Origin of the sequence: Pseudomonas donghuensis (genome assembly GCF_000696345.2) — a bacterium.
In the GTDB taxonomy this organism is placed as follows: domain Bacteria; phylum Pseudomonadota; class Gammaproteobacteria; order Pseudomonadales; family Pseudomonadaceae; genus Aquipseudomonas; species Aquipseudomonas donghuensis.
Window position 1 is genome coordinate 3,019,932 of record NZ_CP071706.1, and the last position, 15,712, is coordinate 3,035,643.

8 protein-coding genes and 1 pseudogene are annotated in these 15,712 nt (G+C 56.2%); 2 read left to right on the plus strand and 7 right to left on the minus strand.

What is annotated here, in order from left to right; genetic code table 11:
- The first annotated feature begins 34 nt into the window (after positions 1-34).
- Positions 35-214, plus strand: coding sequence for a helix-turn-helix domain-containing transcriptional regulator (locus BV82_RS14250; protein ID WP_081492757.1), 180 nt, complete (start codon positions 35-37; stop codon positions 212-214).
- A 799-nt stretch (positions 215-1,013) separates the two neighbouring features.
- On the opposite strand, the gene BV82_RS14255 is transcribed toward BV82_RS14250, so the two are convergent.
- The 4 genes and pseudogenes from BV82_RS14255 to BV82_RS26430 all read right to left on the minus strand — a co-directional run.
- Entirely contained in the window at positions 1,014-2,252 is a 1,239-nt protein-coding gene (locus BV82_RS14255; protein WP_036997234.1) for a hypothetical protein, read from the minus strand.
- 210 nt (positions 2,253-2,462) lie between these two features.
- Positions 2,463-4,220: a UvrD-helicase domain-containing protein gene (locus BV82_RS14260; RefSeq protein ID WP_036997231.1), complete on the minus strand. Its 1,758-nt coding sequence runs from the start codon at positions 4,218-4,220 to the stop codon at positions 2,463-2,465.
- Positions 4,217-6,109: an ATP-dependent nuclease gene (locus BV82_RS14265; protein ID WP_036997230.1), complete on the minus strand. Its 1,893-nt coding sequence runs from the start codon at positions 6,107-6,109 to the stop codon at positions 4,217-4,219. Before BV82_RS14265 ends, BV82_RS14260 begins: the two co-directional genes overlap by 4 nt.
- Positions 6,110-6,530: 421 nt before the next feature.
- A pseudogene (locus tag BV82_RS26430) lies at positions 6,531-6,738 on the minus strand (DNA-binding protein); the annotation flags it as partial.
- A gap of 119 nt (positions 6,739-6,857) precedes the next feature.
- Between BV82_RS26430 and BV82_RS14270 the strand changes: the two are divergent.
- Positions 6,858-7,913, plus strand: a complete 1,056-nt coding sequence (locus BV82_RS14270) for a hypothetical protein (protein WP_036997229.1) — start codon at positions 6,858-6,860, stop codon at positions 7,911-7,913.
- 169 nt (positions 7,914-8,082) lie between these two features.
- Here the strand turns inward: BV82_RS14270 and avs1c are convergent, their stop codons facing one another.
- From avs1c to avs1a, 3 genes are read right to left on the minus strand one after another with little or no spacing between them, the layout of a single operon-like run.
- Positions 8,083-8,358 carry an AVAST type 1 anti-phage system protein Avs1c gene (gene avs1c / locus BV82_RS14275; RefSeq protein WP_036997228.1) on the minus strand — a complete coding sequence of 92 codons (276 nt, stop codon included), beginning with the start codon at positions 8,356-8,358 and terminating at the stop codon, positions 8,083-8,085.
- A gap of 14 nt (positions 8,359-8,372) precedes the next feature.
- Complete coding sequence (avs1b, locus tag BV82_RS14280) at positions 8,373-14,180, minus strand: AVAST type 1 anti-phage system protease Avs1b (protein ID WP_036997227.1); 5,808 nt, start codon at positions 14,178-14,180, stop codon at positions 8,373-8,375.
- A complete protein-coding gene (gene avs1a / locus BV82_RS14285; protein WP_036997226.1) occupies positions 14,170-15,357 on the minus strand; it encodes an AVAST type 1 anti-phage system MBL fold metallo-hydrolase Avs1a in 1,188 nt (395 codons plus the stop codon). Before avs1a ends, avs1b begins: the two co-directional genes overlap by 11 nt.
- Positions 15,358-15,712 lie beyond the last annotated feature (355 nt).

Genomic DNA, 15,712 nt, shown 5'->3' on the forward strand with positions numbered 1-15,712 from the left:
AGATGCTGGCTTCATATTTTTCCCAGGTGATCAAATGACAGAGCCGATTCATGATTATGATCCAGCAGACGCGCTGGTTGACCCTGAGGCCGTAGATGTCTTTTTGGCCGATGCATACGAGACTGGTGACGCAGCTCATATTGTCGAGGCGATAGCCGTCGTTGCACGTGCCAACATTCGAATCGATGCCGCTGATGAACCATGCAAACCATAGCCATGCTTGTGACGGTGTTTTTCTCGCACACGAGAAATTCGACCTGGTCAGCCGGAACACCTGGTGAAAAGCAGCCTGGCACGGGGGCCAAGCCTCTATAGGTGACTACGCATAATGTATATTATGTTAAATGATGTGCTATGTTAGAGATGTTCATGATGTCACCAGCCCCCGAAGCGCTCAGAACTAAACCTGCGAAATGCGGAAAACTAACGATGCAAAACCGGACTCCCTGCATGTTTTGAAATTTTTAGTTCTTGCCCGCGAGCTGTGTAAATTTTCGGGTGTGCGTTCGCTGGTCAAAGCCACCCTGACCTCGTAACGACATCGTGCTGAAAACTGTGTATTCTGAACTTGCTTGCTCCGAGACTTGTTGGCGATGAGCCTCCCCTTGGAGACGTTCGATAGCCCGCCTACCAAGGCGGGCTTTGTTTTTGACCGGTCAGCGCCTGCCTCACCGATCATAGGGTCGGTCATTACAGGAGACAGCCAAGTCCAGATCTTCCCTTCCGGCCACGCCTCCGCATTCCTCCGTGCCGCTACATAATGGACATGCATGCACCCGGCAGAATGGCCTTCGGCGTGGCGCTCCACCCCTGTCCGTGTTTGGCCGCAAGCTGCCCTACATGAAGGCCAGCTAAGGGTCGATACCTGCCGGTCAAGACGTACCCGTGCGCTGGCCACATCCGATGCAAATGGCTGGTCAAGTCAAATGCAAACAGGTGGTCAGATGGGATGCAAACGCTTGGTCAAGTCAGGTGCAATTTCCCATCTGCTGACATTTGCAGAAAGGTTCCATTCACAGCCATCGCTCCTGCTCTTTCCTCACCAAAGTGTGCATCGCTTCAATGCTCAGTGAGGAGGCGGCAGCGCGACGTTTTGCAACTTGCTCATGTGATAGGAGACGCTTAGTGCTCTCGCTAACGCTGGATAAACAGATCTCTTGGAACCTCTCTTCATCAGCCCGTCCCGAGAGCATCCGGCGGGTGTGGTCATCGAACAACATGAAGCGGATCGGATTCAAGCGCAATAACTCCCGCCACTTGGCATCTAACGAGACAAAAAACGGAATGTGAAAAGCGCCATAGCTATTTTGCGCAGCCATGCGCTCCAGTAGTCGTAGATGGGAGAGATCCCACGCCATTCCCTTTATTTTTTCGAAAATCGTGTGCGAACGACCAGTGATGGGGCCGAAAAAGCGAGCCGCCTGTTTCGTCGCTATTCCCTTCCAAATCAAACTCAAGTCGGTCATCGGAATGAAACCTAGATCATTGACGCAGTAGTCGATCAGTTGTCCAAAGATCGCTTTCACATCTCGATTGGGTGCATGCCAAAGCCCCGCTAGCCTCAGCAGTAAGGCCTCTGTCGCCAGGACCGATGCTTCATGGCGCAAAAATTCTTCGTTTGCGTGGAGGCCGTAAATAAGCCGTTCAGCCGCAGGACGAAGCCGCCCCTTCAAAGCGTGGATCGATTCGCCATTGAAGTGCAACTCCTCCGTTTTTCGGAAGCGGTCCCAATCGAGATAATCCAAAGTGCGAAACGCGACAAGGGTGTCGATTGGTCGCTCATTACTCGTGTCATCTCTTGAAAGTCGGACGTTTTCATAGAGAAACGGCAAGATATCGAATTGAACCCGCGGATTGTTCGCCTTCAACATAAGAATGGTTTTGACCCGTGCAAGATCTTGATCTGCAGAAGCCGTTGTTTGATTGATTAGCCGCTTTAATCTTTCAGCAAAATTCGAGTCAAAACTCAGTGAGTAATCAAGCAATATTTCGGATCGACCTGCCTGCAGCAATCCCTGCACAGCCGTCTTGGCTGAGACAAAGAAGGCCCTAGGCCCCTGAATCAGCGGGATTATAAATTCGTTGCCATCTACGCCAAGTCCAAGACCCAGATCTATTCCACCTGGTTGATCCGTACTGATTAGGCTCCGCATAGCTGCGCACTCAGCAGCGCGCTCATCGAGTTGCTGCCAGGCTTCTTGATGATTAAAAACTACCGCTCGATACAATACATCGATCACTGCCGGCTGCAAGCACTTTCTCCTTAATACCACTCACGCCCGAGCACGCTCTAAGTCGGTGTGTGGGGACAATTGGGCTCTACGGGGGCTGAGCTGCTGAAGTTTGCTCAGTTATCCAAAAGTTGCAAACTTTTTGGGCTGACGGCAGAATACATAGTTAGTGCAAAGTTCACTTCTTAGTATCCTCTCTTAGCTCCTCGATTTACATTTGTTATTGCTGCCTTATTGATTAGCTATTTCAAATCCAATCCGTTGAAGCGTAATTCTCTCGGCGGCTTTTAATTTCTTGACTGCCCAGACCAATAGATTTTTTGGTCTTGAACTCGCGACATAAGCGAGCCTTGCCGCTTCTAAGTTTTTGTCACTAATCCAATCCGCCCAATGAGACTGATCCCCGCGGCGTGATGCTGAGACCAGCATTGTCGCTTCGTGAGTTTCACCCTTAATTTCATGAATCGTTGCCAGTCGAATGCGGCGCTGATGCAACGTCACTAACGAAAGTCTCTGAGTTACCAGTTGCTCACCGAGTCCCGCAGGGGAGCGCAATCCAAGTGTTGCCAATGGTGCAATTGCCACAGCGATATCCGCGATGACAAAGGCCTGCATTGGTAGCTCATTAAGACGGGCCTTGGCAACCCGGCACCACCGGCTCCAATTCTGGCCCGCGACAGAAGCGCCCGCGCTTGTGATGAATGCTAGTGCCTGATGTAGAAACAATCGCCATTCGAGCTCGGACTCAACATCTACAGGGCAATGGAAGGAGTTAGGTTTTGCGGAATAATCCAACTTGCTGGACAGCCACTCTCCAAATAGCGCGAGTGACTTCTGGATGGCGAACGCCGAATCATTGCCCGTCAAAGAGCAGGCAAGTGCCAAGCGTTCAGTATTGTTCAGGTCATTGGCGCCGCTGAAAAATCGGTTCAGTGTCGAATGACCACGTGAGACGATCACCCGGTTTGCATAGCTGTCACTGAGGCGCATGAACAGAGGCATCGCTTCCGAGGGGCAGTCGTCATACTCGACAATTACTGGCATAACCGGCTGAATCGTTGGATTGCCGTGAGTTTTGTTTCCCGGCACCAGCTCAGAACACAGATTGACAATGGACTGAGAACTGCGAAAGTTCTGACGCAGTAGCAGACGGATGAATCCATGATCGCGGATGAACTGCACGACACGTAAAGGATCCGCATGGCGAAACCCGTAAATAGACTGGTTGAGATCTCCCACGATATGCATTTTCACACCCAGTCCGAGCAAGCCCTCCAGGACGGTCAACTGCTCCACCGAGAGATCCTGACACTCGTCGATCACCAAAAATGGATAGCGCAGGGCCAATCGAGCGCAAAAGTCTAACAACTTTGGTTCCTTCAGGATCTGGATAGCGAGATGTTCGACATCTCGGTAGGTGGCAAAACCTGCTGCTTTGAAACGCGTCTTGGCCTCTCTGAGGTCACGCAATTGCCAATCGGCCAAGTCCATGGCGTTCAGCTTGCGGTCCAGCCCGGGCTCCCCCGTTCGGAAGACAAACCGTCCCGTAGCCAGATCAAAGTCGTACTGGTTGGCGGGAACGTGGATGCGTTCTATGGCGTATTTAGTTTTGACGTAAACCGTTGACGAAGCATCGACTAACCGCAGCCGGAAATCGCCATCCTTGCCGGCATAGCCGGTGAGTCGATGGGCAACGGGCCCCACGAGACAATTGAGGATGAAGCTGTCAATCGTCGACACCCAGTGCGGGTAGGCCACCGGGGCCCGTTGCCGGTGAGCGATCAGCCGGCTCCTCAGCTCATCGGCGGCGCTGTTGGCAAATGACAACAGCGCGATCCCCCCCGGATAACCTTGCCAATCTTCGATTTCGCGCGCCACTTTGGCGGCAATCACTTCGGTTTTTCCGCTCCCTGGACAGGCTTCCAGGTAAACATTGTCGTCAATGGAGGAGCCGAGGTACCGCCGCTGCTCTTCGCTGGGAAAGGTCATTGAACCGCTTCCTCAGCGATAGCGCACGCCCAAAAGATGGCCTGCTGGATGTAGTACGGTACGGCAAACGCGCAGTCGCCCTGTTCAAGCTTGTCGGCCAGTAGCTGGGCGTACAGCCCCTTCCCCATACTGTTGGAATCAATGCGCTCCAAAAGCTCGTAGGCATATTCGGCTTTCTGCGCTTCAGACATAGCCCCAAAGTCGGCCGCAAGCATGTCATTGAACGAAGCCTTGATCGGGCCATCGGTGGGCCAGTTGTTATACGCCACCTGCAGCATCAACTGCAGATTGCTCGCCGTCATTGCGAGGTCATACTCAAAGGTTTTCAGCTCGCCACTAAACAAGCGCCCGTATTGGGACATCGCAATGTTGGGGATCAGGCCCAGTGCAGGATTGGTCCCGTCCGCCAAATTCCCTGCATGCGGTTTGACGATAACGTCGACCAACTGATCCTGTACCCGCACCTTTTGGGTTTTGACCGGATCCTTATCAGTGAGACCTGCGCAGGGAATGGGCAGGTTACGGCTACGCATCTGCCCCTCGACCTCACAAAACAGCTGCATGAAATGGGCGAAATAGATGCCATTGAGATTGATGACGGACACTCCATAGTCATCCAGGGTATCCAACCCTTTGCCGCGGGTCGCAAGCACGATTTTCGCCAACTCTGGCAACGCAATGGCCTCCGCCACACCCTCGACAAGTATGACGCCTTTGGAGAAAAGTAGGTTGGACTTGGTAACGTCCAACCAGCGGTCGATAAATCGTCGACTCGGCTCCGACAGACCGCAAAAGCGCGCAGGAACGGCCAATGGTTCGACGCCGCCGTTGATATGGATGATATTGTCGATGGAAACAGCTGACGAAATCACCGTTGAATGGGTAGTAATCACTACCTGAATATTCTTATTGAGGGCCACCTCCTGCAAGTGCTTTAAAAGCCTGATTTGCAATTGCGGATGCAGGTGCGCTTCGGGCTCCTCTATCAGCAACAGCTTATGCAGTGTGCGCTCTCCTGGACCCTCCCCATCTTCGACAATCAACTCGGCGAGAATAGAGGCAATATAGAGCAGATTGTTGTAGCCCAGACTATTCTCATCCAGCGAACGGAATTGCGATAGTTCGGCGGGTGATGCATTGGGGAAATACAGCAAGCGCAAACCTTCGACGATCCTGGTGAAGTTGGATTCGGAAAACTGAATCGTCGTGTTTTGCGACAGCCTTTCCCCGAGAGCCGCACGCAGACTACTAGAGATCAGAGCGTTCGCACGTTTAATGTCCTGTTCAGCGGCCAACTGGGAGTTGAAGTCAGCGACTTTTACTTCAAGCGGATGCAACGTTCCGGTCTTGGCGCAGACTTGCAACTGATCCTTGCATAACGCCTTCATCAGCCTGGATAGTCTGGACTGTCGCCCTTCCCGTAACTTTTGCTCCGCATCACGCAGCGGCGGCAAATAGATGCAGTGGATAAGGTCCAGCGTCTGCTGGTTAAAGACGCCCGTCCTGATAGCTCCGCCCCACAAGTCCTGACTGTAGCGACCGCGCATCTCGCGGTTGAGCACGGTCAAATTAAGCACCGCCTCGTCCTGCTCGCCACACCAGGAATTGAGTGCGACTTTCTCAAAGATGCTGAGGTCGCCAAATATCGCCTTGATGGCGAAACTGGAGGCTGGCACGGCATCAAGCTCGAACGACTTGTGAAAGTCGCGCTCGGCGACCGAGCGTTTACCCGACTCCGAATCCTGAAACAACTGACGCAACGCATTGATCACGCCGGTTTTTCCGGCTCCATTTTCTCCGACCAACACGTTCAGCCCTGCGTGGAACTCAACCGTGAAACGCCTGCCGAAACTCTTGAAGCCCTCAATCTCTAGCTGTTTCAAGTACATTAAATCTCATCCTTGCCGTTTAACGTTGGCGCCCGCGGGGCTGACCAATGTCGCTAAATGGCCGAAGGATGTCCATAGGCCATTGCCCCATGATCGATAGGTGCGTTGCTACACAATGGTGCAGAACGGCGAGCAAGGCTCCCCTAGCCTGCTTTTACGCCGTCGCCCCAATCAATAAATAGCACCAGCACGGAGAGGCGCAGGCTGAATTCTTACTTTTTTCGCTTTGAATCCATAGTAGGACGTTTACGGCCCTTCGGTTTCGACACTGGCTAGGAGGACTTGGAGCGTCAGTTGCTGAGATAGGGTGTCGGCTTGCCTCCGTTGAGATGCTGTCTGAACTTGCCGCTGATCCAGCAATTGTCTATGCCAGCTGGGTTTCAACCGCTTGGCGGGCCGCTACCGCCTCGGCAGCCTGTTAGTGTGCGGCTCGGACTTCCAACGTGGCTAATTGCTCGCGCTTCTCCGTCAGCACCTTGCGCTGCTCGTCCACTGATTGCTCTACTACTCCATCGCCTGCTGCCAGATGGCGACGAAGGTCTGAGACACTTCGGCCGGCAGGTCTGGCGGCCAGGGCCGAGTTCCAGGCGTACCCGCTCCACCGTCGGCCGCTCACCACGGGCCAGCACCGCTCCTTGAGCTGGGGTTTAAAGGGCGTTGGCCGGAGGATGGGCCAACTAGTTTTTGTAATGATCTTCTATTCGGGACTACTCTCAAGACCTTTTTCAGAGAATACAAGGACGTCCACATGACACGCGCCCTGCACTACCCATCAATTGAGTTCCAGGATACCGACGCGCTGAAGCGGTCGCTGCTGGTTTGGGATGGCATCCACCGGATAGTACCCGCGGAATATGCGCCACAAGACGACGCGGAAGTTCGGGAAGCAGTCCAGGCCGGGGCAGTAGTTGACCTGACGCTTGAACCGATCGAGAAGCACAACGCCGCGACTCGTTTTCTGGACTTTTATAACCTTCGAACCCGCACAGAGAGTCCCTTGGTCTGGCCCGCAGGATGCTCGTCAGAATCATTCGTGCGGATCAATCCGGGCAAGATCGAAGCCAAGCTTTTGCCATTGTTTGAGGGGCTGGCCCAGCGCTTGAACGCGGATGGTTTTCTGGAGGTGCCGTACGACTTGGCCGGCGGCTACATGTTCTACCTTGCAACGTCCGTTGCTGAACAACGTTCCCTGCAGCTTACAACGGACTCCTCGGACTGTTGGGCCGTGGGTACCTACTTCGCCAACGAAGGATGTTTCACCGAGGCCGTTTACGATGATGACGCCAATGCGTACCTTGCAAATATGGCCATCAACGACCTGTTGCCGCACAATCTGGAGCACGTGAAGATCGACAAACTTTTGAGGTTTCGCGAGGAGCATACCGAGGTTAGGACGCTGTTTCAGAACGAACTAAAGCTGTTGAAAGCCGAGATCTCAACGTGCAACAACAAAGGCCACGCTCAGTACATCGTCGGCGATTTTGTAAAGCGATTTGAGCGGGCAAAAGCCGACTATAGGGATTCGATTAAATTCTTTCGTACGGATGACATCTGCAGCATCTTCTCCGTCGGGATTCCCGTGGCTGCCACGATGATTGCCCTCCCAACCTTCGGTTCCGGCGATCCTTATGAGCCTTGGAGGATATGCACAGGGATGTTGATTGGTGCCGTTTCAGCATTGGCCGCTCGCGAGCTGGGGCGAAAGCCCAAAAGCATTGCTTCCTATCTTGTAGGAAGTGAGCGTATATCCAGGTATCCGGGTCATACGCTCCATCGGAAATTTGAAGAATTCATCAACGACTGAGGGAAATGGGTCTTAGCTCTGGTGGCTGCGTATGTGGCTCGCCATGCCATTTGAGCGTCGCCCAGATTAGGGTTTTGTCTGTGAGAAAAACACAACTCGCTGGGCGGCTGAGAATGTTTCGGGGACGGGCACAGTGGCATATGCGCTGTTACGACTGGCCGCCCCGCGTTCAGCTATCCACAGCCGTAGGCGATTGAGCTTCATCAGCAGCAAGCAAAGCGGCGAAATTCGGCATCTGATGAGCAGAGTTCGCTTGCAGGCGTGCTGACTCATCAATACTGAGCAAATCTACCCTACCGTTCGGTAAATATCTGACCCGGGTCAGGCTCTCCATCCCCCCTACTCCCTCGAAAAAACGCATGCGGCCGGTTCGACAGAGTTCGGCCAGCACGCCCATTCGCTCTTCAAAATCAGCGCGCGTTCCTGGCGTGTCAAAAAAATTCATCGCGATCTCCTGTCCTATTGACCATTCATTACGGCCAGGACTTTGCCATTCAGACGAATCTCCCAGCCAATATCCCATCCATGTGGGAGTGTTAATGCACCTTCATGGATAGCAAGCATCGCCGCCTCGTAGCGACGACTGCCTCCGCTTCCCGCTACGGTACTGCCATCACGCCAGTGGTAACGGACAGTCGCCGATTCGCTTGCCCCGATCAACTGGAGGAACTTGCGCGTCGGCACGGAAGGCGTGTGCGATGCAAAATACGCCACCGTAGGCCGGGACCGCACGCAAATGGCCATTTGCCCGTCAGGCATATGTGGGGCCATGTCGTTGGCTCTGAACCCTTCAAACGATAAATACGGTGGCTGCCGAGGATCCGGAGGACGAAGGTGAGCCAGCAGTTCAACGGTGGCCATTTCCCCATTGAGCTCGATAACGGATTGCACGTCGAGAAACACTAACCCCTGACTGAACGGCCGGAACCCTTTTAGCGACCGGCTTTTCAGCGCTGCGATGAAGTCTGAGAGCAGTTGCGGCCCATTCTGCGGCGTTGCGCTACTGTTTGGGTTATAGCAGCGCAGCAGGTTGTCTATAACGTACAACTGCTCTCGGGACATGGGATGATACAAGCCGATATTGAACGCATAACCCACCTTGTTGGCCCAGCGGCTCGTCGGGAATTGTTCCGCTTCTCTGAAGTTTTCTGCGACGCGCAGCTCTAGTAACTGCGCGACGTCTGTTGACAGCGGTGAGCAGAGGCGCGCCAGCGTCTCATCGGTTGTGATCCGCGTGGCTGGCGTTACCAGACCTTGCCCCACCAGGGTCTCCCAGTGCGTACACAGACTCTTTGGGAAGTAGTCTGGTGGGGCGCTCTTCTCGACGGACAAACCAGTGGTCTGCTGGATTAAAAAGGTGTCTAGTGCTGCCCGTGCGGTGCATGCCGAGACGCTCCCCTGCCCTGCGGCGCGATCAACGATGCGTGAAAATATTGCCAAGCGCGACACGTGTCGACATGCGCTGAGCAGCGCCGCAATATCTATCTGTGGCGCAAGGCGCTCCCAACAATCCACAGGATTGCGTTGGGAGAGCAGGTCCAACGCCGCCGCCGAGAGATCCGCCCGGTTACGCGGATCCATCGAAAATGCCAGTCGCGCAACTTGGGGAAAATAGCGCTCCTCTTGGCTCACCAACCAGAGCAACATCGCTGCCGCACTATCGCGCCGCTCCCAGGACGGATGATCGAGCGTCCACAGTAATAAGTCGAAAAGTGCTGCCGCGGGGTCCGTGGTTGAGCCTCCGAGGTAGTCGAAACCCGTCGGTGAGGCGACTCCGACCATGTGCCCCACATGCTCGAGAGAAATGTCGAGTAGCCTGATTTGCTCTTTCGCATCCAGTTTGTTGGCCACCTTATCGATGAGGTGGGACGCGATCCACCAGTGTTGCGCATGGCGTTCATCCAAAACCAGCGGACCATAGAGCCTGATCACCGCGTCAGCCTCTGCAACCGCGTCTTGAATCAGCTGTTCTGCGGGTGCTCCAGTGTGGTTGTTTGTCCAAATGGACCAGCCGCCCTCCTGCAACGTCTGCAATACGTTGACAGCCGCCTTGACGGCGGCCGCAGTATTGCCACGACGTTTTAGCGCCAGGGCCGCCTGCAAGTCGATACGCGCCTTATCGTCAACCGAGAACCGTCCAAACACGCCGGGCTGGTAGAGCGATTCCTCCACGGTTTTGGCGTGGATGGACTCAGCCTCTGGCGTCGCCGCAGGTTCAACCGCTGCCGGCTGCGCAGCGGAAGCGCTTTGGCTCGAGCTGGCGAGCAACGGCTCGAATAGTTGTGGCTGGGCCCGTTTCTCGATGGCGGCAAGCAATGGCTCAAAAGCGGGAGCATGGGTCGTAGGTATGGCTGATACCATGGCACGTAGCAGGCTGCGTGACTTTTCGGTACTCATGCCCTGCGAAATGGTCCATATGCGGCGTGTCGCCCAGATGAGCTCTTCGGAACCGACTGCCATTACGCCGATCAAGCGGGCATAGTGCGTTCCCCAGTCGTCGAGGTGGCGTTCATCGCCATGCTGGTAAACTTCCAGCAAAGCCCAGTGCAACCGCCAATCAACACCGTCCGATGTTTCCCGCAGCAGCGCGAGCAAAGCGGACTGCTCTTCAAGCGCGCCGCCAGGGAAATGCATACCGGTCAATGGCCCCACCCGGTCCAAATCCCCTGCCGCCGCTTGTACTTGCAGTTGCGACAAGGTTCCACACGTTTGATGCTTGAAGTAGTCAACGGCCTGGCCGTACAGGGATCGTCGGCACAGTTGCGCTATGAAATGGCTCTTGTCGGCCCGCACATAGCGCTGAAACGTCATCTCCCCGCTCGCCCGCTCCAGGTACGCCGCAACCTGCACCAATGAGGCGGTCGGTACTGACGTGACCGCTGGCAGCGCTGCGAGTGTGCTGGACATCAGCGACAACTGATCTTCCTTGTACCAACTCGGCCCCATAGAAAAGCGTAATACCGCCTGGTAAGTCCTGGCCGCCTCTTCCTGTGCGTCCAAGCGCGTCAGCAACGGCACGATTTGCAACAACTCTGGAATGAGCTCGTAACGGTTTTCCACGTTGGTCTGGACGTAATCGCGCCAACGGATTACCAGATCAAACAATGCATCAGCGGTGTCAGGCTCCAAAGCCACAGTCAGAAATTGGTTCGTCACCAGGCCCAGGCTCTGTCGAAACCCTTCGTTATACAGCCCCAACTGCTCGGCGAAGCCCTGATCGAGTACCTTTAACAATTGCCCAGCCTGCTGTGGCAGACAGTCCAGCAGCAGTTTCGCCAAACGCTGGAAAAGCGCAGGAAAAATGGTTTCCGGTATGGCATAGGCCTGTTTCCATTGGCTGCGCACACTCAACGGACGCGTGAGCATCGGCAGTACTCGGTCCGACAGAAACGCCCATACATGACCTAGGGACTGCTCATCAGCGCCTGCTTTTGCCCGACGGGCAGCACCGTCTGCCCAGGCGACGGCAGCCACCAACGAACGTAACCACGCCTCCCAGTCATCGCTTGGAGCGAGTTGAATTGTCGGTTGCACCTGGCTCTCATCGAGAAACTCCGCAGCCCGCCACCGTGCATAGGACTCCTGGAACCCCTCCAGGTCCGGCCGCGCTCGATTGTCCCCATACAGCACCAGTGACCGGTCATTGACGATACTGGTCCCACCACACTTGCGGATCAGGTCCGGTGACGCCCCGGTTTCAATCAGTGTGCTGACCACGCCTGAACTCAATTCGGTGGGCTGCTGAAGTCGATCACTGGCCATCTCCAGATCACTGAACAGTGAGCCAACCTTGCTGGCAGACAAGGGTGTCCCGTACAGGCCCGCGCTAGTTTCAGCATGGTGCAGCACGCCGAGCAGCATCGACACCAGGGCTTCCGGCGGAACAGCCGCCAAGGGCAATTGCGCAACCGGGGTATACCGCCCGTCCAGACATAGCCTCGTCCCATGGAAGCTGCCGCTTAGGTTGGCGAGTACGTCAACCAAGCCGCCTTCGCCAAATGCTTCCGGCGTAGCGCGGACCTGCCGAATCGCCGCCGCCAAGATGCGACCTGTCGGTGGTTCGCCACCGGCGGCGCATTCCAGAGCGAATCCATGAAGACGCAGCATGATGGTCTGGAGAAAAAGATCCGTTTCAATACTCCCTGTCGCTCTAAAGGCTTCGAAAACCGGATCCAATGATTGTTGAATAGTATCGAGGAGCTGAATGGCGTGCTCAGTACTGCCCATCCGAATCAGGGTGTGAACGACCGCGTAAGCCCCCAGCGGAGGGGCGATTAGACGGCCGTTGCGAATAACATGACGCAGCGCCTGGTCGGTCTGCCCCAGTGCACACAGGGCCAAGGCCACTTGTTCGGCCGCTTGGGTGAACAAGGTGTTGTACCGGAAAGTCAGTCGTTGCGACAACAGCAGCAAGCGAATCGTATCCTCCGCGGCGCCGATGTGTGTCGCCACGGTCAGTGTCGCCGCAATGTCACCAAGCAGCACATCGGGTTCCGCTCCGAGCGTGACCGATGTGTCCACCCAGGTTTGCTGGCAGAGCTGAATCGCCTGCTGCTGCGCCGCGGTGCCGCCCCGCAGCCCGTGATAAACGCGATTCAACTGTCCATAGTCACCGCTGTGGCCTGTGCAACAGAACACCGCCAACCGTTCTTGCAGCCGCTCGCTCACCGCAGCCGTTTTGTGCGCGACAAATTCCGAAAACGACGCGTGGTAGATTTCGGTGTTGTCTGCTTCAGTCAATAGATGGCGAATCCGGGTTAGGGTTGGGACGTACACCGCGCTCTCGGCCGGATGCAGCATATCCGTCAAGTCCTTGGTCGGAATTCCCCAGCGCAGCCGCGCCAGAAGGCCCAGCAGATTGACCGCATCCTGATCGGCCAACAACTGCCCCCACAAGGATTCATAGTAATCCTGGATGGTGCCGCTAAATGCAGGCATTTGGACAATGTCGGCCTCACTTGCGCCGCCGTTCACCATGTCGGTCAGGTACCGCAGGTACAGCGGATGCCCCTTAGCCCGCTCACACAACAGGGTGACCAGCCTTGAGGTCACCACGCCTTGATCAAGCAACTCGGCACACAGCGCTCGCTGGCTGTCTGGCCCCAATGCCGGCAGCGTGAGCCGAATCGCCCCCGGCAGTACGGTGCTCAGGCTCGCGGCATGCCCGTCCAAACCGGCACCGGTGATCACGATGACCAGCCCGTTCGACAAGGTCGGCGGGAACAACGCCGCTAGACGTTGCAGCGCGTCGGTGCCAGCGCCGACGGCTTCGTTCAGGCCGTCGATGAAGATCACGCCAATCTTGCCCGCGGTTACCTGTCGATCGGCCAGCTCTTGAAGGCGCTTGTGGCTGGCCCGGATCAGCTCCGGGTAAGAAAGCTCCTGCAGACGCGCCGGCTTTCCGCTCACCGTACTCGACCACAGCGAATTGACCCAATCGAAAAACACTTCCGGCTGGGCCTGGTGCGCAGGCGTGATCCCGCGTCCGCGCTCAGACAGCGCATACACACCCAGCACCTCGACCGATTCGCTGGTGGGCACAAATTGCTGGCAATAGGTCGACTTGCCGATGCCATGTGCCCCGTCCAGGATCAGGTAACCGTTCTGCAGCGTGGCTAGCCGCTCTTCAAACAGCGCGTCGAAGTCCGGACGGGCGCCGACAGGCTCGTTCGGCGTTGCGTCCGCAGCGGCCTTGGCCAATACGCCGTTGGCTTCCAGAAACGGGCGCAACTGGTGAAAGCTTATGGCCGCGACAGCGGTATTTACACTGACCCGCAACAGGCCGCGACAATCCCCGGCGACCATCAACACCGCACCGGAAAGACCGCCATAATCGGTGAGTTGGGTCTCGGGGCTGACAGAGAGGTCAAGGTCCACGCCGTGAATGAGTTCGCCCAACGTCTGCTGGATCGTGCCGTTGAGGGCGTGGCCTAAGTTCAGCTTGTGTACGGCATAGCCAAACGCAGACCATTGCTCACCGCCCCGGGGCAGTCGGCTATCAATCGCGAGGGGCTCGATCTGCAGAGCGACAGGAAGCCGCAGCAGACAGACATCCAAATCCTCATCGTGAGCCTGAACCTCCACGCTATGCCGTATCGCTGAGGTACCGGTGTTAAATTCGACGTAGAGGTCTGCCCCGGCGGCCACCGCTGCCTCCACGCAGTGAAAGGCCGTCACTACCAAGGAGGGGCTAATCAGCCAGCCTGTGCCCACCTGATGAACATTGGTGACCCGGCATGTCGCTTGTTTAACTGCTTCATCCGCCACAGCTGACGTCTCCTAGTTGAATCCATTCATCCGTGACGACGTGAACACTGAAGCGCGCTCCGGCTTTTGATGAATAGCTCCGTAGCCGTTGTGCGGCTGCGGTTTCATAGTTGAAATAGAGCTTGCGTTCAAAGCTCGCAGGTCGATCAACGATCGCTGCCAGAACTTCAAAGTCCGGATGGCCGTGCCTTCCACCGTTGGTGGAAATGAGGTAGCAAGGCGCATCGATCAATGCAAGCAGCTCCGGACTGGTGTTGTAGTGGCTGCCGTGATGGGCGATTTTGACAGCACTGAACATCAGCTGCTGGGTCCCCGGATGGCGTCGTGTCAATTCGTCGAGGACATCTTCTGCCCACGCGTCACCTAACAGCAGCATACGGTCCTGGCCGGCGGTGAGCACCAACGAAATGGAGCTGCCATTGGCCTCGGAAGTATCCGGCGTATAGGTTTCGGCGAGGGTGGGGTCGCGGTGAGCCGCAATAGGACGAACACTCGGGGCGCTGGTTTGTTGCGCTGCGCAGCTGCACCACATTTCATAGGCATCGTCGACCAGGTCGCTGTTGAGCAGTTTGCCTCGGTGGCCAAGTCGGCGTATTTCTCGCAGCCACAGCGTACGCAAGGCTTCCAATCGTTCGAGGCGAGGCCCGAGCACATCCAGACGCACCTGGTTGAGCAAGATATAAGGAGCACTGCGGTTATCGATCGAGCGAGAGCCGTCACCATCATTCCAGTGATACCCCTGAGTCCTGAGGAGTTTGGCCAGCGAACTCCCCTGCTCGGCCCCGATAGGATTGACTGCAAGCGCTGGCGGCACGGGGAAGCCGCGTCGTTTAATGGCCTCCAGCACGCCGGCATGATCGCCTAAACACGCCCCCTCTGCCGTGTAAGGCAGCGAGCGCAGACTGTTATGCCAGACCGCATCGATCTCGATCCGGCGACGCCCGGGAGGACCGTTGTCGTTGAACAAGGCCAACAGACCACCGATATGGTCCGCGTCGATGTGGGTGCATACCACTAGCCTGAGGGGCTCTCCCCGCTCGGCAAGCTCAGCCAACTCCCCCGCAAGGTGCGTGGTGTAGGTGCTGGCATAGCCGGCATCGACCAGCACGTGCTGACCATTCGCATTGATCAAGAAGGCATCGCCGTTCTTGGCCGGGTACATTTTCAGTTTAAGCATGTGACGGTATCAACAAAATTAGGGGGCGCACCGGCCAGGGTTCGCTTGAAGCAACTCTAGGATTTGTGAAGGGCAAGGCAGCTGACTAACATGCATGACCCTCTCCAGTTCGACGTGACCTCAGCGTGATATCAGATTTGTCGCCTGACCTCAATCGTACGCCTCTCGCCTCGGACGCGAATACAGGACCGCGGGTCGGGAGGTCCGCAGCTCATTCGATCATTCAGCCGGCGGATCGCTCTCAGCCCTTGGTCACACACGCCAGGTGGCGAGCCTGGTTCCAACTGCGCGCCGTTACTAAGCCTGGAAGTACAGCGCCCGATGACCTACGCCTTGCCTTCAGGCTCATCAGGTC